The organism is Burkholderia sp. Ac-20349, from assembly GCF_017104865.1.
Lineage (GTDB): Bacteria > Pseudomonadota > Gammaproteobacteria > Burkholderiales > Burkholderiaceae > Burkholderia > Burkholderia aenigmatica.
In genome coordinates this window covers 24,459-44,817 of record NZ_JAAGPM010000004.1, presented here as the reverse complement: position 1 = coordinate 44,817, position 20,359 = coordinate 24,459, and the positions used below count along the sequence as shown (strand labels likewise).

At 66.5% G+C, this 20,359-nt stretch carries 20 protein-coding genes; 10 read left to right on the top strand and 10 right to left on the bottom strand.

All coding sequences use genetic code 11. The features are described 5' to 3' along the window. Nucleotides 1-49: 49 nt before the first annotated feature. Nucleotides 50-703, top strand: a complete 654-nt coding sequence (locus G3N61_RS02655) for a TetR/AcrR family transcriptional regulator (protein WP_205821418.1) — start codon at nt 50-52, stop codon at nt 701-703. A gap of 133 nt (nt 704-836) precedes the next feature. Beyond that, on the top strand, nt 837-1,520 hold the full coding sequence (locus tag G3N61_RS02650; RefSeq protein ID WP_043184272.1) for a type 1 glutamine amidotransferase domain-containing protein: 684 nt from the start codon (nt 837-839) through the stop codon (nt 1,518-1,520). Nucleotides 1,521-1,540: 20 nt separating this feature from the next. Here the strand turns inward: G3N61_RS02650 and G3N61_RS02645 are convergent, their stop codons facing one another. The 4 genes from G3N61_RS02645 to G3N61_RS02630 all read right to left on the bottom strand — a co-directional run bounded on the left by G3N61_RS02645 (nt 1,541) and on the right by G3N61_RS02630 (nt 4,986). Then, nucleotides 1,541-2,026 carry a MerR family transcriptional regulator gene (locus tag G3N61_RS02645; RefSeq protein ID WP_205821417.1) on the bottom strand — a complete coding sequence of 162 codons (486 nt, stop codon included), beginning with the start codon at nt 2,024-2,026 and terminating at the stop codon, nt 1,541-1,543. A 129-nt stretch (nt 2,027-2,155) separates the two neighbouring features. After that, nucleotides 2,156-3,400 (bottom strand): saccharopine dehydrogenase NADP-binding domain-containing protein, encoded by a 1,245-nt coding sequence (locus G3N61_RS02640; RefSeq protein WP_205821416.1) that lies wholly within the window; start codon nt 3,398-3,400, stop codon nt 2,156-2,158. Between the two features lie 42 nt (nt 3,401-3,442). Continuing rightward, on the bottom strand, nt 3,443-4,360 hold the full coding sequence (locus G3N61_RS02635; protein ID WP_205821412.1) for an acetoacetate decarboxylase: 918 nt from the start codon (nt 4,358-4,360) through the stop codon (nt 3,443-3,445). A gap of 176 nt (nt 4,361-4,536) precedes the next feature. Continuing rightward, the gene (locus tag G3N61_RS02630) at nt 4,537-4,986 is read right to left on the bottom strand and encodes a MerR family transcriptional regulator (protein ID WP_205821411.1); all 450 of its coding nucleotides are present in this window, start codon (nt 4,984-4,986) and stop codon (nt 4,537-4,539) included. Between the two features lie 168 nt (nt 4,987-5,154). Here G3N61_RS02630 and G3N61_RS02625 point away from each other — a divergent pair, with 168 nt between their 5' ends. Then, entirely contained in the window at nt 5,155-5,985 is an 831-nt protein-coding gene (locus tag G3N61_RS02625) for an alpha/beta hydrolase (protein ID WP_205821409.1), read from the top strand. Nucleotides 5,986-6,059: 74 nt separating this feature from the next. Here the strand turns inward: G3N61_RS02625 and G3N61_RS02620 are convergent, their stop codons facing one another. Then, nucleotides 6,060-6,722 (bottom strand): glutathione S-transferase family protein, encoded by a 663-nt coding sequence (locus tag G3N61_RS02620; protein ID WP_205821407.1) that lies wholly within the window; start codon nt 6,720-6,722, stop codon nt 6,060-6,062. Between the two features lie 123 nt (nt 6,723-6,845). Between G3N61_RS02620 and G3N61_RS02615 the strand changes: the two genes are divergently transcribed. Continuing rightward, nucleotides 6,846-7,826 (top strand): WYL domain-containing protein, encoded by a 981-nt coding sequence (locus G3N61_RS02615; protein WP_205821406.1) that lies wholly within the window; start codon nt 6,846-6,848, stop codon nt 7,824-7,826. Between the two features lie 170 nt (nt 7,827-7,996). Continuing rightward, nucleotides 7,997-8,404, top strand: coding sequence for a DUF3224 domain-containing protein (locus G3N61_RS02610; RefSeq protein WP_205821405.1), 408 nt, complete (start codon nt 7,997-7,999; stop codon nt 8,402-8,404). Here G3N61_RS02610 and G3N61_RS02605 read toward each other — a convergent pair. After that, the gene (locus tag G3N61_RS02605; RefSeq protein WP_205821404.1) at nt 8,398-8,616 is read right to left on the bottom strand and encodes a hypothetical protein; all 219 of its coding nucleotides are present in this window, start codon (nt 8,614-8,616) and stop codon (nt 8,398-8,400) included. The two genes, G3N61_RS02610 and G3N61_RS02605, sit on opposite strands and share 7 nt — an antisense overlap. Then, nucleotides 8,607-9,845 (bottom strand): SfnB family sulfur acquisition oxidoreductase, encoded by a 1,239-nt coding sequence (locus tag G3N61_RS02600; RefSeq protein ID WP_205821403.1) that lies wholly within the window; start codon nt 9,843-9,845, stop codon nt 8,607-8,609. Before G3N61_RS02600 ends, G3N61_RS02605 begins: the two co-directional genes overlap by 10 nt. Nucleotides 9,846-10,136: 291 nt before the next feature. Between G3N61_RS02600 and G3N61_RS02595 the strand changes: the two genes are divergently transcribed. Both G3N61_RS02595 and G3N61_RS02590 read left to right on the top strand, forming a co-directional pair. After that, on the top strand, nt 10,137-11,402 hold the full coding sequence (locus G3N61_RS02595; RefSeq protein WP_205821402.1) for an acyl-CoA dehydrogenase family protein: 1,266 nt from the start codon (nt 10,137-10,139) through the stop codon (nt 11,400-11,402). Beyond that, nucleotides 11,399-12,799 (top strand): LLM class flavin-dependent oxidoreductase, encoded by a 1,401-nt coding sequence (locus G3N61_RS02590; protein ID WP_205821401.1) that lies wholly within the window; start codon nt 11,399-11,401, stop codon nt 12,797-12,799. The genes G3N61_RS02595 and G3N61_RS02590 overlap by 4 nt, the downstream gene beginning before the upstream one ends. A gap of 261 nt (nt 12,800-13,060) precedes the next feature. Here the strand turns inward: G3N61_RS02590 and G3N61_RS02585 are convergent, their stop codons facing one another. After that, nucleotides 13,061-14,488, bottom strand: coding sequence for an MFS transporter (locus G3N61_RS02585; protein ID WP_089454476.1), 1,428 nt, complete (start codon nt 14,486-14,488; stop codon nt 13,061-13,063). Nucleotides 14,489-14,834: 346 nt separating this feature from the next. On the opposite strand from G3N61_RS02585, the gene G3N61_RS02580 reads away from it, so the two are divergent. Genes G3N61_RS02580 through G3N61_RS02570 form a run of 3 tightly spaced genes read left to right on the top strand, consistent with a single transcriptional unit; the run spans nt 14,835 to nt 17,517 of the window. Continuing rightward, nucleotides 14,835-15,827: an aliphatic sulfonate ABC transporter substrate-binding protein gene (locus tag G3N61_RS02580; protein ID WP_205821400.1), complete on the top strand. Its 993-nt coding sequence runs from the start codon at nt 14,835-14,837 to the stop codon at nt 15,825-15,827. Between the two features lie 11 nt (nt 15,828-15,838). After that, nucleotides 15,839-16,690: an ABC transporter permease gene (locus tag G3N61_RS02575; RefSeq protein WP_205821398.1), complete on the top strand. Its 852-nt coding sequence runs from the start codon at nt 15,839-15,841 to the stop codon at nt 16,688-16,690. Continuing rightward, nucleotides 16,687-17,517: an ABC transporter ATP-binding protein gene (locus tag G3N61_RS02570; RefSeq protein WP_205821396.1), complete on the top strand. Its 831-nt coding sequence runs from the start codon at nt 16,687-16,689 to the stop codon at nt 17,515-17,517. The genes G3N61_RS02575 and G3N61_RS02570 overlap by 4 nt, the downstream gene beginning before the upstream one ends. 183 nt (nt 17,518-17,700) lie before the next feature. Here the strand turns inward: G3N61_RS02570 and G3N61_RS02565 are convergent, their stop codons facing one another. Further along, nucleotides 17,701-18,231: an OsmC family protein gene (locus tag G3N61_RS02565; protein WP_205821395.1), complete on the bottom strand. Its 531-nt coding sequence runs from the start codon at nt 18,229-18,231 to the stop codon at nt 17,701-17,703. Between the two features lie 481 nt (nt 18,232-18,712). After that, the gene (locus G3N61_RS02560) at nt 18,713-20,278 is read right to left on the bottom strand and encodes a methyl-accepting chemotaxis protein (protein WP_205821394.1); all 1,566 of its coding nucleotides are present in this window, start codon (nt 20,276-20,278) and stop codon (nt 18,713-18,715) included. Nucleotides 20,279-20,359: the final 81 nt, after the last annotated feature.

Genomic DNA, 20,359 nt, shown 5'->3' with positions numbered 1-20,359 from the left:
GCGGATCATAGGACCACAATGTGTTCCCTGTCAACATAGGAGCAACACGATGTCGTCGGATGGGGATGCGGATGCCGGGCAGAAGGCTTATCACCATGGGGATCTGCGTCGCGCGATCATCGAAACCGCGCTCGACACGCTGCAGGAGCAACAGGGCTGGCAGTTCACGCTGCGCGAAATCGCGCGGCGCGCGAACGTCAGCCACTCCGCGCCGTACCGGCATTTCCCGGACAAGGCCGCGTTGCTGCACGAGCTCGCGCTGATCGGCTTCGATCGCCTGCGCGACGATCTCGCCGCGTCCGTCGATCCCGCAACCGATGCACCGGACGTGCTGCTCGCCCTCGCCTATGCCCATCTCGCGTTCGGGCAGCGCAACCCGGATCTCTATCGACTGATGTTTGCCGCGGATGCCGGGGAGCCTTCGGACATCCATCTCGATCCGCGCGTGCAAGCCCCCTTCCTGCTGGTCGTCGACATCCTGGAGCGCGGCCAGCGCGCCGGCACGATCCGCCCGCGCCCGGCGCTCGGCCAGGCGACCGCCTGCTGGGCGCATCTGCATGGCCTGACGATGCTGGCGATCGACGGGCGGCTGGTGCGCGAGAAGGTTGGCGACCACGCGATCGAAGATGCGCTGACCACCTTGCTGGACGGACTCGTGCTGCCCGCCACGCCCGCGCGGACGGCCAGGACGAAAAGGCCTTGACCTTCGACTTTGCTTAAAGGTTATGGTTTGCCTCGGCAGCGTATCGAGGTCATGGGTATGTGCCATGCCATCCGACAATCCGGCGGTGCGTCGACGACGTCCGCCCCGTGGCCGATGAAAGGGAAACCGCATCATGAGCAAGCGCATCCTTCACGTCGTGAGCAACGTCGCGCACTACGCCGATCCGTCGCAACCGACCGGCCTGTGGCTGTCCGAACTGACCCATGCGCATCACATCTTCGCGGCAAAAGGCTATGAGCAGCAGCTCGTGAGCCCCAAGGGCGGCGTGTCGCCGCTGGAGCCGCGCTCGCTCAAATGGCCGCATGCGGACGCCGCCGCGAAAGCGTGGCGGGCCGACCAGGCCAACGCGGCGCTGCTGGCCACCACCGCACGCCCCGACGAGATCGATCCGGCCGATTTCGATGCGATCTACTTCACCGGCGGCCATGCGGTGATGTGGGACTACCCGGACGATGCGGGGCTGCAGCGCCTCACGCGCGAGATCTACGAGCACGGCGGCGTCGTGTCGTCGGTCTGTCACGGCTACTGCGGGCTGCTGAACACCAAACTATCGGATGGCTCGCTGCTGGTTGCCGGACGCCGGATCACCGGCTACTCGTGGGTGGAGGAAATCCTGGCCGGCGTCGCGAAGAAAGTGCCCTACAACGTCGAGCAGCAGATGCAGCAGCGTGGCGCGCGTTACGAGAAGGCGCTGCTGCCGTTCACGTCGAACGTCGTCGTCGACGGCCGCCTCGTGACCGGCCAGAATCCGCAATCGGCAAAGGCGACCGCGGAACAGGTCGTCGCGTTGCTGTGATGTGATGCGCCGGCGCGCCGCTAGGCGCGGGGTGGCCGGCGGCGCACCACCGCTTCGTCGCGATCGGCGGCGGCAGTCGCAGCCTCGCCGCCATCCGCCGCATTCCCGGGCGGGATGCGCGACAGCAATCGTTTCGCATGGGTTGCACAATCGACCGACTCCGGTTTCGCGGCGATGTCGGCGATCAGCGACACGACCTGCGCCTTGCTTTGCGCGAGCCGCGCCTCCAGCGCCTCGATGTCCTGCACCTTGCGGCACAGCGCCTCCAGCAACGAATCGCATGGCCATTGCGCGAGGTCGGCCGGCATCAGCGTGCGGATCTCTTCAAGACTGAAATCCGCCTTCTGCGCGGCCGTGATCAGGTCGAGCACCGTCACCGCTTCCTGCGGATAGGTGCGATAGCCGTTCGCTTCGCGCTCGACGAGCGTCAGCAGACCGATGCGCTCGTAAAAACGGATGCGCGAAGGGGTAAGGCCGGTGCGTTCCGCCAGTTCCCCGATCTTCATGTTCCGATACTCCCCGGCCGGATCGCATCCGGCGATCTGCCCCGTCGCGATTGTCAGTCGTCTCCTGATGTTGATTCGCAATCCGATCTTTATCGGCTTTCTGACGAATGGCGACCTGGCGGCGCGCGCTCAAATCACCTCGAAACGCAGCCCCGCATGGCGCACCAGCCGCTCGATGTAGCGCGCGTCGAACATCGTCGCAGGCGTCCAGAAGCCGCCGCCGCGTCCGGTCTTGACGCCATTGTCAACGCAATCCAGTGCGAGACTGATCGCGGCCTGACCGAGCATCTTGCCGGTGGAGCCGTAGCCCGGATCGCGGTCGCCGGTGACTTTCACGCGCAGGGTCTTCCCGTCGTCCGTGCGGCCGAAGAATCGCAGGTCGTAGCGGCCGGCCAGTTGCGCCGCGGCGCTCGGCCCCTCGCCGGGTTTCGGCAGCAGGAAGCGCTCCATCAGGCTGCGCACCGGCTTGATGACGACACCCACCATGAACGCGCCGAGGCCGGCCACCATCGTCACCGCGGTCAGGCGGCCCTTGAGGCCCGTGCCCGTCATCACCGCTTCGTCATACGTGAAGCGGCTGCCGTACGCATTGCCGGCCAGTGCATTGGAGCGATGCACGACGCGCTCGTTGATCGCCGCCATCACGAAGGGCGCGATCCACGCGTCGAAGTCGCGATCGAACGCGGCGGATCGCACCGCATGCTGGCGTGCCGTAAAACCATGTCCCTTCGGGCACAGCGAATAAGGATCGAGCAGTTCCCTGCGCAACGCGGGATCCGCCGCCGCTTCCCGAACGACGTTGATCACGCTCGCCACCGTGCCGCCCGACGCGCCGCCCTTCAGCGTTTTCACACGCATCTTCACCTGCGCGGCCGGTACGCCCCACTGTTGCCGCGCCTGTTGCTGCAGGAAGAACACGCCCATGTCCGACGGCACCGAATCGAAACCACAGCAATGAACGATGCGCGCACCGGATTGCCGGGCCGCCGGTTCGTACTTGTCGATCATCCGTTTGATCCACTGCGTCTCGCCGGTGAGGTCGCAGTAGTCGGTGCCGGTCTCGGCGCAGATCCTGACCAGCGGCTCCCCGTAAAGCGCATAGGGGCCGACGGTGGACACGACCACCCGCGTCTGCGCGCAGAGCGCTCGAAGCTGCGCTTCGTCGGCCGCATCGGCAACGATGATCGGTACCGACTGCCCGGCCGCGCCCAGCGTATCCCTGACCTGCCTGAGCTTCGCTTCGGAGCGGCCGGCGATGGCCCAGCGCAGCGTCTCGCCGGCACCCGACAGGTACTCGGACAGGTAGCGGGCGAGAATCTGCCCGACAAAACTGGTGGCGCCAAATACGACGAGATCGTGAGTCGGCCGGGTCATGGGCGGTTCCTTCGCGCGGGCGTGCCGCGGCGTTGCGTGGCGTCAGCGTTGCTTTCCGGGTTCATCGAAGGCCTTCAACGGGGTCGGCAGGTTCAGCACCAGTTGCGCGTCCTTCACTACGTCGAGACGCAGGATGGTGGACGCGCCAAGCCCGTCGAGCAGCTGGCTCAACGGACCGCCGTGCCGCACCAGCTCGACATTGCGCGGCAACAGGCGCTGGGCGAACGATAGCGCATTCGTCTGCACCGATGTCTGGTGCCATTCGCCGTCGATGCGATTGATCATCGTCGACGTGCCCATGTGCGACTGCGACGCGACCTGGGTCAGTTCGGGCATCGGCACGCTCAGGCTCAGGTCCGGCCGGCCGCCCGGGCCGGCAATGCGGGCGCTGGCGGTGGCGCCCAGGCTCACGTCGATATCGGCGAGCCACTTGGGCAGCTGATAGCCATGCACGCCGCGCACCCGCGCGATTTCCGTGGTGACCGGCAGCGCCAGCACGTGCGCGAAGAAGCTCCGGCGCCGCATCGAATCGATCAGCTCGAGCGCATGCGACCCGGTTGCGCCGGGCCGGCGGATGACCACCGCGACGGACACTTCGTCATACGGATCGTTGTCGCACACCGAATACGAGAAGAAGGTCAGCGCGGCCAGCCCGTATCCGGGAAGCGCGCGCAGCGGTTCGAGCGGCACCGGCAGTGTGGTCCGCAGGCGTTCGAGCGGCGCCAGGAACAGCAGCTGAATGCTGCTGGAACGGTAGTAGAAATTCGGCGCCCAGGTCGGGCCGACCCTTGACGCGACCTGACGCTTCGGAATCCGACGGAAAAAATCGATGTTCCCCGCCGCGGGATCGCGCGCCACCTCGTCGAGGTCAGGATTCATCCGGAACCGGTCGTAATACCCGCCTTCGGGTACGTCGACCTTGTGCGGCCCGAATTCGACCTGTGTAAAACGCCTGTCCATGTTCGTCGCCTCTCGTCGATGATCGACCGTGGCAGGCAACACCCGAAGCCTGCTGACTCACTGCCGTCAGCAAGCACTCTAAGATTTAAGTCAACTTTAAGGTCAAGGGCCCGAATAGAGGGGCGCGTCGGATTGCGCCCGGGCTACCGGCCGGCACTCGCCGTGCCGGCGTCGGATCATTTGGCGGTCGTGCGACGGCCCTTGCCGGGTGTCGACACCTCGCCCGGATTGCGCAACCGGTCCATCACCCAGCGCGTACGCTCCGTGCAGCTCAGTTCGGTCGGCCGGTTCTTGATGGTGTCGATCGCGACGAGCAGTTGCGCCTTGTTTTCCTTGAGGCGTTTTTGCATCGCGTCGATCTCGGTGACTTTCCGTTCGAGTGCCTCCACGAGCCCGTCATGCTGCCAGTTTCCGGCTTTCAACGGCAGCAGATGGCGGATCTGTTCCAGCGAGAACCCGGCACGTTGCGCGCCGGCGATGATCTCGAGCATCCACACCGCGTCGTCGCCATAGTCGCGATAGCCGTTCGTGCCGCGCTCGACGGCCGTGAGCAGCCCTTCAGCCTCGTAGAAGCGGATCCGCGAGGCCGTCAGGCCACTGAGCTTCGCGAGCTCCCCGATTCTCATACCTGCCTCTCCAGCGTGTTGACATTAAACCTAACTTTAAACCTAGAGTGGGCGCATCGCCAAGGCAGGCGGGCATCGGATGCCGCGTCATGCGCAGCGCCGGCCTGGCGACCATCGCGAACGGCAAGACCGTCACGAATCGATACCGCCCACCGAACAGGAGCAGACATGGGTTACGTCACAACGCAGGATGGCGTCGACATCTTCTACAAGGACTGGGGGCCGCGCGACGCCCAGGTGATCTTCTTTCATCATGGCTGGCCGCTCAGCGCCGACGACTGGGATGCGCAGATGCTCTTCTTCCTGGCACAGGGCTATCGCGTGATCGCGCACGACCGTCGCGGCCACGGCCGCTCCAGCCAGGTATGGGACGGTCATGACATGGATCACTACGCGGACGACGTCGCCGCGGTCGTGAATCACCTCGGCGTGCAAGGCGCCGTTCATGTCGGCCATTCGACCGGCGGCGGCGAAGTCATTCACTACGTCGCCCGCCACGGCGAAGACCGCGTCGCCAAGGCCGTGCTGATCAGCGCCGTTCCGCCGCTGATGGTCAAGACGGACAGCAATCCGGGCGGCCTGCCGAAAGAGGTGTTCGACAACCTCCAGGCGCAACTCGCGGCGAACCGCGCGCAGTTTTACTACGACGTGCCGGCCGGCCCGTTCTATGGCTACAACCGCGCCGGCGCAAAGCCGTCGCAAGGCGTCATCTGGAACTGGTGGCGGCAGGGCATGATGGGCAGCGCGAAGGCGCACTACGACGGCATCGTCGCGTTCTCGCAGACCGACTTCACCGAAGACCTGAAAAGCACCACGATTCCCGTGCTCGTGATGCATGGCGACGACGACCAGATCGTCCCGTATGCCGATTCCGGTCTGCTGTCGGCGAAGCTGGCCAGGAACAGCACGCTGAAGACGTATGCGGGCTTCCCGCATGGCATGCCCACGTCCAACGCCGAGACGATCAACGCCGATCTGCTCGCGTTCATCCGCGGCTGAACGCCGAACATGCCGCCGCGGCCTTCAGTTGCCATCGCGGCTGAAGGCCGCCTTCCACCGGCTCTCGAACGCAGCTAGTCGAGCGCGCGAAGAAAATCGGGGACCGCCTCTCCGATCGAGGCAAGATAGCCGGCCATCGCGCCGGCGACCTTGCGCACGGCGGGACGCGCCGTCATCCGTTCACGCCACGCGAGCAGGCGGGGCGTTTCGTCCGTCATCGGTGCGCCCTTGCGCGCGCCGAACAACTGCGCCATGTAGAACGCAATGTCGGCACAGGAATACGTTTCGGCCAGAAACTCGCGATCCGCCAGCACGTACTCCATGCGCCGATAGTAGTGCGCCGCTTCCGCGCGTGCGGCCTGTGCCGCCGGATCGTCGGGCGTCGCTTCCAGCCCCATCAGCCGGACGACGTGCGGAAAATAGATTTCGTCGCTGCAGTGTTCGAGCTGACGCGCGATGGCGCGCGCCGCCGGATGCGCCGGCCATAGCGCGGGATCGGGCTTCAGGTCCTCGAGATACTCGAAGATCTGCGTGGAATCGAACAGCTCCAGATCACCGTCGATCAGCACCGGCACCTGCCGCTTCGGGTTGATCCGCAACACATCCGGATGCTTGGGATCGTAGCCGCGAAGCTGGCTGAACGGCACCATCACCAGCTCGAAGTCGACGCCCTTCTCGTGCGCCGCAATCTCGACCTTCGCGCCGAACATGCTCAGCGGCCCGGAAATGATCTTCATCGCTTGATCCCCTGTGGTGTCGTGTTGCGTAACCCGCGTCGATGAAACGGATCGGGAATGCGGCAAAGCATAAGCCCGATAACATGACACCTCATGTCAGGTATTTGAGGTAACGTGTCGCTCATGAAAGCGAGCCGCCTGTTGTCGATCATGATGATGCTGCAAGCGCGCGGCCGGATGACCGCACCGGCGCTCGCCGATGCTCTGGAGGTGTCCGAGCGCACGATCCTGCGCGATATCGACCAGCTCTCCACGGCCGGCGTGCCGATCTGGGGCGACCGCGGCCGCAACGGCGGCTTTCAGTTGAGCGACGGCTGGCGTACCGATCTCACGGGGCTCACCGAGCATGAAGCGCACGCGCTGATTCTGGCGGGCCTGCCCGGGCCCGCGAGCGAACTGGGCCTCGACGGCATGGCGACCTCCGCGCGGCTGAAGATGATCGCGAGCCTGCCGCCCGGCTCACGCGAGCATGCCGATCGCGTCGCCAGCCGGCTGCACGTCGACACCGTGGACTGGTACCGGGCGCAGGAAACGCCTGCCCTCCTGCGGGAAGTCGCCGACGCGGTGTGGGGGGCGTACCGTATCGACGTGAAGTATCAGAGCTGGCGCGGCGTGTCCCGCCGCGAACTCGAGCCGCTCGGCCTGGTGCTCAAGGGCGGCGCGTGGTACCTGGTCGCCAGGGTGGTCGGCAAGCCGGGCGCACTCACGTTCCGGGTCGCGAATATCCTAGAACTCGACGCATCGCGCCGTCGCTTCAAGCGCCCCACGCGATTCGACCTGGCAACGCACTGGCGCGACGCGATGAGCCGGTACGAGGCCGAACTCAATCGGCTGACCGCCCATATTGCCGTGTCGCCGCGCGGCGAAACCTGGCTGGCCAACGCACGGATCAAGACCGTGCCTGCCGCGCAGGATGCCAGCAGCGCGGAGGTGCCGCCCGGATGGAAAGCATTCCTGATGCCCATCGAATCGATCGAGCACGGCGCGCGGAAACTGCTGGGGTACGGCGCACACGTGAAAATCCTCGGGCCGCAGGCGCTCAAGGATGAATTCATCGAAGCGTTGTCGCAGGTGAAAGCGCTTTATCAGGCAGGCGACGATTGAAGCGTTGCCGTTTGCGTCGATGAGGCTTCGGCGATTCGAAACATTGGAACCCCTGCGCCTCCGTCACGTTTGAAGTCGCACCTTTCAATGTCTCGCGTCGACGCGACCGTCATCCGCCCGAATCCGTTTGGCTTATAGTGCGGGTTGCCGATTCGACGAGGAGCGCTGCAATGACACTGCTGGCCAATGGTCCGTTTGAAGTGAAGCTGAATCCGGAATCCCTGAGTACCGTCGCGGAACAGACCGGGCTCGGTCGCATGTCGCTGGACAAGCAGTATCACGGCGACCTCGAAGCCGTCAGTCAGGGAGAGATGCTCGCGTTTCGAAGCAGCGTCCAGGGCTCCGCCGGCTATGTGGCGATGGAAACCGTGCAAGGCGCGCTGGGCGGCCGCCACGGCAGTTTCGTCCTGCAGCACAGTTCCACCATGACCCGCGGGCAGCCCCAACAGTCGATCACCGTCGTGCCCGATTCCGGCACGGGAGAATTGCTGGGACTCTCCGGCGCGATGATCATCACCATCGAAAGCGGCCGGCATTCGTACCGCTTCGACTACACGCTGCCTGACTCGCCTCAGTAAGCGGGCTCATGGGGATGCGGCGACTTCATTGCGTCGCCGCGCTGGTTCAGTAGCGCCCTCTGTGCAGCATTCACCTGCTCGATACCCGGCGATTGCGCCTCGACGAAGGCGTTGCCGGGTTCGCTCATGATCGTGCAAATGCATTCGACCGCGGCGACGCGCCCAACCATCGCCGCCCCGTCACGCCACGATCGCAACGGGTTCAATTCCACGCATGGCGCGCCGGCCGCACGCCGTTCAGGTAGTAGTTGCCGACGAGGTGATATTTCCAGCGCACCGGATCGTGCAGCGTATGCGTGCGGGCATTGCGCCAGTGCCGGTCGAGGTTGTGCTCGGCCAGCGTCGCCTGCGTGCCGGCCAGCTCGAACAGCTTCTCGCCCGCGAGCAGCGCGATCTCCGTCGTCAGCACCTTCGCCTCGCCCACCGCCACCGACGCGCGCGCGACATCGTCCTCGGTCACGTCGCCGCGCGCCGCGATCTCGTCGAGCGTACGCGCCGCACGCTCGAGCAGCGCCTCCGCCGCATGCAGCTGGATGTGCAGACGGCCGATCTCGCGGATCGTCAACGGATCGTCGGCCGCCCGCTCGACGCCGCTGTCGACCCACGGCCGCGTGCGCGTGCGCACGAACGCCAGCGTATCGTCGAGCGCGGCCCTGGCGATGCCCGCGTCGATCGCGGCCTGGATGATCTGCGACAGCGGGCCGTTCAGCGTCGGCAGATCCGACACGCGCTGGGCCGGCAGCACGTGCGACGCCGGCACCCGCACGTTGTCGAGCACGACGGTGCCGCTCGCGGTGGTCCGCTGCCCGAACCCCGACCAGTCGTCGATCACGGTCAGCCCCGGCGCCGGCTGGCGAACGTACGCGAGCCACGCGCGGCGCTCGTCGTCGAGGCCGAGCACCGGCACGTAATGCGCGAACAGCGCGCCGGTCGAATAGAACTTGGTGCCGTCGACGACGTAATCGTCGCCGTCCCGGCGCACCCGCGTCTTCAGGTCGAGCACGTGCTTCGTGCCCTTCTCCGAAAAACCGTTGCCGAACCGCTTGCCGCTCAGCACTTCCGAGAAAAAGTGGCGCTTCTGCGCGTCGGTGCCGGTCAGCGCGATCACGTCGACCAACCCGAAATGATTCTGCGGCAACTGCCCGAGCGACGCATCGGCCGCCGCGACGATCTTCACCACCTCCGTCAGCGTCACATGCGACACGCCCGCGCCGCCGTACGCCTTCGGCACGGTGATGGCCCACAGCCCCGACTGCGAGAACCATTCGATCTCGTCACGCGGCAGCCGGCGCTCCCGGTCGCGCTCGGCCGCCCCTTGCGCGAACCGCTGCGCCAGTGCATGCGCGGCCGCGATGGCCTGTGCGTCGTCGGCGATCACGCGGGCCACCTGGGGTTGCGTATCGGCCGGCCGTTCCTGAATCGTGGCGCTCGTCTCTGACATCGGGCTCTCCTGCTGATTGACGGAAACATTCAATCTAGCAGCGCACTGCGTGCCGGCAAACCGAGCGATTCGCACAACGATATTCCTTCGCGTGACAAACGATGCAGCACGATGCTTGCAGCAAACCGCGCGTCAGCGACGATGTCGACGCCCTTGCATCGATGCCGCGCCGCCTCGCCCGCGTAATGCCCGGTGGCGATAACGATGTACGAATCCGTTATTGGATCGTCCGCAGCGTGCTTCCTATACTGGCCTGCCGGCATCGACGGCCCCGCCTTTCAAGGACCCCGTATGACTTCGTCTCCCGCAGCAACCGAACTTTCCACCGGCACCGACTATGACGCGCTGGCCGGCCGCTTCAGGCCGATCTTCGAACGCATCGCGGCCGGCACCGCCGAACGCGAACGCCGCCGCGAACTGCCGCACGAGGCGATCGGCTGGCTGAAGGCCGCCGGCTTCGGCGCCGTGCGGCTACCGGTGCGCGACGGCGGCGCCGGCGCGTCGCTGCCGCAGCTGTTCCGGCTGCTGACCGAGCTCGCTGCGGCCGACTCCAATCTGCCGCAGGCATTGCGCGGGCACTTCGCGTTCGTCGAGGACTGGCTGAACGCGCCGCCCGACGCCGATCGCCGGACGTGGTTCGACCGCTTCGCGAGCGGCCAGCTCGTCGGCAATGCGTGGACCGAGACCGGCGACGTGGCGCTCGGCCAGACCATCACGAAGGTCTCGGAAAAGCATGGCCGCCTCGTGCTGAACGGCCGGAAGTTCTACAGCACCGGCAGCCTGTTCGCCGACTGGATCGACGTGTTCGCGCAGCGCGCGGACGACGGCAGCGACGTGATCGTCGCCGTCGCGACCGCGCAGCCCGGCGTGATCCGCGAAGACGACTGGGACGGCTTCGGCCAGACCACGACCGGCAGCGGCACCACCCGCTTCGAGGACGCGACGGTCGATGCTCGAGACGTGATCGACTTCGCGCGACGCTTCAAGTACCAGACCGCGTTCTACCAGCTCTTCCACGTCGCGACGCTGGCCGGCATCGGCCACGCGATCGTGCGCGATGCAGCCGACCTGGTGCGCCACCGCACCCGCGTGTACAGCCACGGCAATGCCCCGCGCGCGGCCGACGATGCCCAGCTGCAACAGGTGATCGGCGAGATCGCGTCGTGGGCCTATGCGGCCGACGCGCTCGCACTGCGCGCCGCGCAGCCGCTGCAACGGGCCTACGAAGCGCACTTCGGCGGCGACGCAACGGCCGAGCACGATGCGAACGTCGCGGCCGAGATCGAATCCGCGCAGAGCCAGCTCGTCGTGTCGGACCTCGTGCTGCGCGCGGCGACGCGCCTGTTCGACGCGCTCGGCGCGTCCGCGACCCGCAGCACGACGGCGCTCGACCGCCACTGGCGCAACGCGCGCACCGTGTCGTCGCACAATCCGCTCGTCTACAAGGCGCGGATCGTCGGCGACTGGGTCATCAACGGGCGCACGCCGCCGTTCGTCTGGCAGGTCGGCAGCGGCGCGGGCACAAGCACGCATGCAGAGGCAGGAGCGGCACAATGAGCAAGACCATCCGTTTCAATGCGTTCGAGATGAACTGCGTCGGCCACCAGTCGCCCGGGCTGTGGGCTCATCCGCGCGACCGGTCGTGGCAGTACAAGGACCTCGACTACTGGACCGATCTCGCCCGCGTGCTCGAACGCGGGATTTTCGACGCGATCTTCATCGCGGACGTGATCGGCTATTACGACGTCTACAAAGGCAGCAACTACCACGCGCTGCACCAGGCCGCGCAAATCCCGGTGAACGATCCGCTGCAGCTCGCCGCGCCGATCGCGATGGCGACCGAGCATCTCGGCATCGGCATCACCGCATCGACGACGTTCGAACACCCGTACACGTTCGCGCGCCGGCTGTCGACCGCCGACCATCACACGAAGGGCCGGCTCGCTTGGAATATCGTCACGTCCTACCTCGAAAGCGGCGCGAAGAACGTCGGCGATCACGGCTTGCGCACGCACGATGATCGTTATGCGGTCGCGGCCGAATACGTCGAGGTGCTGTACAAGCTGTTCGAGGGCAGCTGGGAAGACGGCGCGGTGGTGCGCGACCGCGACGGCCGCGTGTTCACGCACCCGGAGAAGGTGCACGAGATCGGCCACAAGGGCCGCTTCTTCGACGTGCCCGGCTACCACCTGTGCGAACCGTCGCCGCAGCGCACGCCGGTGCTGTTCCAGGCCGGCGCATCCGGCCCCGGCAAGGCGTTCGCCGCGCAGCACGCCGAATGCGTATTCGTCGCCGCGCCGACCCGCCCGCAGCTCGCGCGCTACGTAACCGACGTGCGCGCGCAGGCCGCCGCCGCGGGGCGCGACGCGAGCCAGGTCTTGATCTACAACCTCGTCACCGTGATCGTCGACGAAACCGACGAGAAGGCGCAGGCCAAGTTCGACGAATATCGCAAGTACGTGTCGTATGACGGCTCGCTGGTGTTCATGTCCGGCTGGACCGGCATCGACTTCGGCCAGTACGCGCCGAACGATCCGGTCCGGCGTGTCGAAACGAATGCGATCGTGTCGGCGGTCGAGCACCTGGCGGGCGGCGACACCGCATGGACGATCGAGGAACTGGCGGCCTGGGGTGGCATCGGCGGCCTGGGCCCGGTCTTCGTCGGCTCGGCCGCGACCGTCGCGGACATCCTGCAGGAATGGGTCGCCGCCACCGACGTGGACGGCTTCAACCTCGCGTATGCGGTTGCGCACGAAACCTTCGAGGATGTCGTGCGTTATCTCGTCCCCGAGTTGCAGCGGCGCGGCGTGTATCCGACCGGTTACGCGCCGGGCACGCTGCGCGAAAAGCTGTTCGGCGGATCGGCGCGGCTGCCGGACGAACATCCGGCCGCGCAATTCCGCGACATCGAGCAGGTCAAGCGCGATGCCGAACAGGTGGCGGCCTACGCGTGACGTGAATGTGACAGCGGGTCGGTCCGCGTGTCCGCGAGCAGGCCGGCCTCACGATGAGCAGCAACCGGTGAGTCGGGCCGCTCGCCCGACTCACCGCCTGATCGCCCCTCTCCCCTCGCTAGAAGCCCGGCGCCGCGCCGATTCCCGTTCTGCTTCCGCACTCGCTCATCGAACGGGTGAACACTGTGGTTGCACCAACGACGACGCGCGCACTCGAGAATGCGCGCGCCCTTTCCGGACTAGACACGATCTCGACCGCGCTCACACACCACCATCGTCATCGATATCGCGTGCCGTCGGCTCGTAGCGCACGATCAGCAGGAACACGATCGGCGTAGCGGCACTGATTGCGACGACCCAGAACATGTCCGTGCCGAGCCGCGCCTGCAGGATCGGCAGCACGAACAGCGCCAGCGCCTGACCGATGCCGCACAGCGAACGCCCGAAGCCGACGCCGGTGCCGCGAATCGTTGCCGGATACGACAGCGTCGGATAGATCATCATCTGCGCGCCGGGCCCGAACCCTTCGGCGAACAACCACGTGCCGAGCATCAACAGCACGAAGCCGATCGCGAGTGCGCCGTGCGGATGCCCGGCCAGCGCGAGCGCCACGAGCGCGACGAACTGAAGCGCGAAACCGGCGATCGCGACATGACGCGACGCATGGCGATGGGCCAGGCGCATGCCCAGCAAGCCGCCGGTGAACGCAAACAGCACGTTCAGCGCCAGCGACGCCGCGATCGTTTCGAATACGCCCGCGCCGAGAAACTGCGACAGGATCGACGGCAGGAAGAAAGCGATCGCCGTGTACTCGAACGGAATGCACAGGTTCATCACGCTGGCGACGATCGTGCGCCCCAGGTACGGACGCTGGAACAGCACGCGAATGCGCACGGGCGGCTGGCTCGGCGCGCGCGGGGCATCCTCCGCTTCGTGCGCATGAATCCCGTACGACTCGCGCAGAATCCTCGCGGCATTGGCCAGGTCGCCCTGGTTTGCAGCCCACAGCGGCGATTCGTTCATGAAGCGGTTCCTGAACAGGATGATGACGAGCGCGGGCACCGCGCCGAAGATCAGCGATGCACGCCACAGCCATCCCGCATGCTCCGCAGGCAACAGGAAATACAGTCCGAAGATCAGCAGGAAGCAGACCGAGGACGCCACGTACCACATCGGGCACCACGCCGCGAGCCGCGACGCCTTGTTGCCGCGACCGTCGAACTTCGAGAATTCCGCGAGAAACGCCATCGCGACGGGCAGGTCGATACCGACACCGAGCCCCATCACGAAGCGCGCGCCGATCAGCACCCAGACGTTCGGCGCGAGCCCGGCCGCGATCGCCGCGACCACGAAAAACAGCATGTCGGCCATGAACACCTGATAGCGGCCGATCCTGTCGGTCAGCCATCCGCCGATCAGGCTGCCGAAGATCGTGCCGATCATGATCGCCGACCCGACCAGCCCGGTCAGCGCGGGCGTCAGACCGAACTCGCGGGCCACGTCGTCGATCCCATAGGACAGCGTCGTCAGATCATATGCATCGAGAAACACGCCGCCGAGCGCCAGCAGCACGATCATCCGGGCATGGCTGACCGAGCTGTCCACGGTGTTGATCAGGCGCGCGACGTCGCTTGCCGAGCGGATGGGCGACGACACCGGGGGGACCGCGTTCAGATCGATCGAACTCATCGCATTCCTTAGTTTTTTGCCGAGTTGTCGGCAATGTCTACATGAAGTCGCCAACCGGACGTGCTCATTCGTGACCCGCGAGAATTCGCTGCGACCGCGATCCTCCCGACACGCGATACCGTCACGTTCCGGCAGCAGGCATTCTGTTCTCCCGGTCCCGTTATCCCAAGCGATATAAATCGATAAATTAATCGGCCCGCGTCATAAAGTTGCTCGCCGTGCGCGCTTAGCAGCAAAGCACATGTTCAATTGCGGATTTCTTCGTTCGCGGATCGCCGCTGCTTCGTTACATTAGCCGGTCACCCTGCCTGTTCGCGGCACCTTGCCGCCCTTCCGGAGAATCCCGATGAAGCTGTCCTGGTCCCGCGCATGGCAAGCCGCGGCCCTCGTCGTTGCCGCGTTCGCCAGCCTCGTGTCGGTGCACGCCCGTGCAGCGACGCCCGCGGAAATCCGCGTCGACTACGCGTACTACTCGCCGGAGAGCCTGGTGATCCGCCACTTCGGCTGGCTCGAAGACGAATTCAAGGCCGACCGCACGTCGATCCGCTGGGTGCTGAGCCTGGGCAGCAACCGCGCACTCGAATACCTGAACAGCGGGGCGGTCGATTTCGGCTCCGCCGCGGGTCTCGCGTCGGTGCTCGCGCGTGCGAACGGCAACCCGATCCATACGGTCTACGTGTTCTCCCGCCCCGAATGGACCGCGCTCGTGGTCCGCAAGGATTCGCCGATCCGCTCGCTCGCGGACCTGAAGGGCAAGAAAATCGCCGCGACGCGCGGCACCGATCCGTTCCTGTTCACGCTACGCGCGCTGCACACGGTCGGCCTGACCCGCGACGACGTCGAGATCGTCAACCTGCAGCATCCCGACGGGCGCACCGCACTCGCGAACGGCCAGGTCGATGCGTGGGCCGGCCTCGATCCGCACATGGCCGCGGCGCAGCTCGACGACGGCGCTCGCCTGCTCTATCGCAACGTTGCGTTCAACACCTATGGTTTCCTGAATGTCCGCGACGCGTTCGCCAGCCAGTACCCGCAGGCGGTCACGCGTGTCCTGAAGGTCTACGATCGCGCGCGTCAGTGGATCGTCGCGCATCCGGCCGATACCGCGCAGATCCTCGCCGACGAATCGAAGGTATCGCTGCCGGTGGCGAAACTGCAGCTGCAACGCAACGACTTCAGCCATCCCGTTCCCGGCGATACCCAACGCGCGGCGCTGAAGGCCGCGGCGCCGGTCCTGACGGCCGAACAACTGACCAGGCCCGGCGTCGATCCCGCGAAGATCGTCGATGCGCTGATCGATCCGTCGTTCGCGCGCCCGCTGGTCGACGCTGCGCGCTGAGACGACCGACCATGACCGACACCGCTGCCCGAGACACCGCGCTCGCGCGTCGCCGCGCCGCTGCGCCACGCGCCGGCCGGCGCGATCCGCTTCGCCGATGGCGGATCGCGGGCCTCGCGCTGCCGTTCGCGGTGCTCGCGTTGCTGGAGGTCGTCGTGCGGCAGGGCTGGCTGCCGGATCATCTGGTCCCGGCGCCGAGCGAGATTCTCGACACGCTCGTCCACATGGGCATCACGCGCGTGGCACGCCATGTCGGCGCGAGTACGCTGCGGGTCGCGACGGGCTTTGCCGCCGGCGCCACACTCGCGCTCGTCGTCGGCGCGGCGATGGGCCTGAGCCGCCGGCTCGACGCGCTGCTCGAGCCGACGTTCCAGGCGCTGCGCGCGATTCCGTCGCTCGCGTGGGTGCCGGTGCTGTTGCTGTGGCTCGGCATCGATGAAGCGCCGAAGATCACGTTGATCGCGATCGGCGCCTTCTTCCCGGTCCACCTCGCGGTGGTCGCCGGCATTCGCGACGTCGACCGCCAGCTCGTCGAGCTTGGCGCGGTGTACCGGCTCGGCCCGCTCGCGCTGTTCCGGCGCATCCTGCTGCCGGCCGCGCTGCCGCAGATCGTCACCGGCTTGCGCACCGGCCTCAGTCTCGCGTGGATGTTCATGGTCGCCGCGGAGTTGATCGCGGCCACGCGCGGCCTCGGCTTCCTGTTGAGCGACGGCCGGGAAACCGGGCGCCCCGATCTCGTGTTCGGTGCAATCCTGCTGCTGGCGTTGCTCGGCAAGCTGACCGACGGCGCGATGGCGCGCATCGAGTCGCACTGGCTCGGTTGGCGCGACGCGTTCGACCACTCACGCAAGGTGTCGACATGAGCACGCCCCCTTCTGCGCACACGGCGGCGGGCGCCGCTACCCCGCTGCTCGACCTGCGCATCATCCGCAAGCTCTACGGCGATCGCACGATCCTCGCCGACGTTCCGTTGCAGGTCGCGCGCGGCGAGATCGTCTGCGTGGTCGGCCCGAGTGGTTGCGGGAAAAGCACGCTGCTTCGGATCGTCGCCGGCCTCGACACGGATTTCCGCGGCAGCGTGACGGTAGGCGGCATCGCGCTCGACGGCCCGTCCCCGCGCGTCGGCGTGATCTTCCAGGAGCCGCGGCTGCTGCCGTGGCTATCGATCGCAGACAACGTCGGCTTTGCGGCCGGCCCGCGCGGCGGGCGCGAGCCGGCCGTCGCCCGGCTGCTCGACGAAGTCGGCCTGGCCGGCGTCGCCCGACAACTGCCGGCCACGTTGTCGGGCGGGATGGCCCAGCGCGCGGCGATCGCGCGCGGGCTGTTCGGCGAGCCGGACCTGCTGCTGCTCGACGAACCGTTCAGCGCGGTCGATGCGATGACCCGGATGCGGTTGCAGACGCTGCTGCTCGATGTCGTGGCCCGGCACCGGATGGCCGCGATCGTCGTCACGCACGATCTGGACGAAGCACTGTATCTGGGCGATCGCGTGCTGATGCTCGCGCCCAACCCGGGCCGTATCGACGACACGATCCACGTCGAGGTCGCCCGGCCGCGCGATCGGAGCGACCCGACGCTGGCCGTGCTGCGCGCGCGGCTGCTGGATGCGTTTCAGCATTTTCAGGATCGTGCCGACGACGCGAAGCGCCAGCCGCGTGGCTATCCCACCTCCGGAATCCGCGCCGGCTGATTCGTCACCGGCGTCGCCCGGCCCCGATCCGGCACGTGGTCGGCACCGGGACGACGCATCGGCCAAGTCGTGCCAGTGCGACAAGAATCTCCATCACATCGGTGGCCCCAACAGGGTGCGCGGGTATCGCGCGTGCCCGCTCACGCCGCAGCGACGTGACATGCTGCAACGCGCCGGTGCACTTCAAGCGTGCGTATGCCGCAACTCGCCGTCGATCGTCTGCGGCAGTCTCAACAGGTTGAAGATCGGGCACACGGCCTCGACCGCCTGATGGAGTGCGCGAATCGACTCCGGCGGTTCGGGCGACACGATATCGAGCGTATAGCGCAGGTTGTGCGGGAACACCGGCACAAGCTCGAAACCCGGTTGCTGCGCGAGCGGATGCTGGTCGCCGGTTACCTCGACTTCGACCGAGTCGATCTTCAGGCCGCGCTCCGCGGCCTGAATCAACGTGATGTGCGTCAGGCAGCTGCCCAGCACGCCGAGCTGCAACTCCGGCGACGCCGGCCCGAGGTTGTAGCCCGCGAAATCAGGCGGACTGTCGCTGATCACCTGGAAATCGCGAATGCGGATCTCCCGCACGCCGCTGCGGCCCAGCGCGCGCACGTTTGCTTTCAGCGGGGTCGCCTTGAAATCCGGATTGCCGCGGGCGGCGTCCTTTTTCGCGAGCCAGGCGTCGCGCTTCTGTTCGAGATAGTCGTTCAGTGTCGTCATGATCGGGCCGGTACGGTCGCAATGATTGGCCTCGCATGCGGTGGCCAATGGAGAGGGGTTTTGATGCTATTCCCTTCCGCGACAGCCACGAAACGATCTTTTCAGCAAAGCAATTCGCGCCGCGCGATGTCGCATGGCGACGTGCCATTTCAGGGATCGTCGGCGGCCCTTCACTCTCCCGCGAGTTATCCACAATTTCCGTGCATAACCCTGTGGAGAACCTTGGCACGATTGCGCCGCAGCCCTTGCCGACAAGCATCGCAGCGATGCCGTCGCCGCCTCGCGGGCACTGCACGCCAACCACGTCGCACCGGGTTCGACGATCGTCCGCGTGTCGCCCTTCACCGGACTGGTGCATGGTTTGCATCGATACAGGCAATCGGGATGTCCGCACCAGAAATGCGCCGCTTCGACGACGGCCACATCTCGTGGGCCGCGCGCCCGGCTCGACGATCCGGCTCCGATCACCCGCATCCGTGCATCACGCAACCGCCTCGTCACGCAAACGGAACTGCGCGACCGCCGCGCTGAGCCGCGCGCCTTGTTCGTCGAGCGACAGCGCCGCGGCCGCGGCTTCCTCGACCAGCGCGGCATTGCGCTGCATGGTCTGCTCCATCTGGATGACCGCCGTGTTCACCTGCTCGATGCCCGACGATTGCTCTTCGAACGCGTGGCTGGTTTCGCCCATGATCGTATTGACGCGCTCGACCGCCGCGACGAGTTCGGCCATCGCCGAGCCGGCCAGTGCAACGAGGCCGCTGCCGTCTTCGACACGCCGCGCGGAATGGCCGATCAGCTCGCGGATTTCCTTCGCCGCCGACGCGCAGCGCTGCGCGAGCCCGCGCACCTCGGTCGCGACGACCGCGAAGCCGCGCCCCTGCTCGCCTGCGCGCGCGGCTTCGACCGCAGCGTTCAATGCAAGGATGTTGGTCTGGAACGCGATGCTCTCGATCACGCCGACGATCCCGGAGATCCGCGCGGAACTGTGCGAAATCGCCGACATCGTCTCGACGACGCGCTGCATCGCTTCCCCTCCGCGCGACGCAATGCCCGCCGCACCTTCGACGTAGGTACGGGCATCGCGCGCGTTGTCCGCGTTCTGGCGCACGGCCGCCGTCAGTTGCTCGACGCTCGCCGCCGCCTGTTGCAGCGACACGGCCTGCTGCTCGGTACGCTCGGACAGGTCGACGTTGCCGCTCGCGATCGTGCGGACGTCGCCGACGATCGTCTCCGTGCTCGCGCGCACCTGGTTCACAGTGCCGACGAGGCCGTCCTGCATCCGCTTCAGCGCATGCAGCAGATAGGCCATCTCGTTCTCGCCGGGCACGACGACCGTTCCGGTCAGGTCGCCTCTCGAGATTTTTTCGAACTGGTCGACCGCGAGCTTGATCGGTTCGATGATCGCCTTCGCGAGCATGCGCTGCGCAAAGAAGCCGACGACGAGTGCGAAGACCGCCACCGCCGCCATCCCCCACACGATCCGGTGGAAATGAACCCCGGCCGCATCGTAGCGCGCCTTTTCGCGGGCCACCTGGAACGATTCGAGCGCATCGATCGCCTCCTGGTAGGCCGCGAACAGCGCGGCCGGCGCGGTACGCTGCGTATCGAGGAAGCCGAAACCGTCATCGCCGTCGAGTTGCGACAGCGCCTTCAGGAACACGCTGTCAAGCAACGTCCGACGGCGATTCTGCAGCGTGTCGAACAGCGCCTGCTCGTCGGCGCTGCGCGCGTGCAGGCCCGCATAGGCGTCCAGTTCGTCGTTGCTCTGCTTGAGGAGCGTGCGGAGTTTCACGATCTCTTCCTTGCCCGAGTGGCCGGCGCTGATGATCTGCGCGACGTCGCTCATGCGTTCGCGCAGCACGAGCATCCGCTCCGAGCTGGTCTTCAGGTGCAGCAGCGACGCGGTGTCGTCGCGGTACATCGCCTCGAGCGAACCGTTGCTCGTATAGAGGGCCGCGATGCACGCGCCGACCACCAGGACGAGCAGCACGGTATAGCCGGCGATGGTCGCGACGAGACCACCACGGATAGTGAGTTGTTTTCGCATGACGTTCCCTTGCGCCGGCCGTGCATGGCCAGCGGCGGATGTGGATTCCGGATCACGAAGGACGCGCGCCGCGTCGCAATA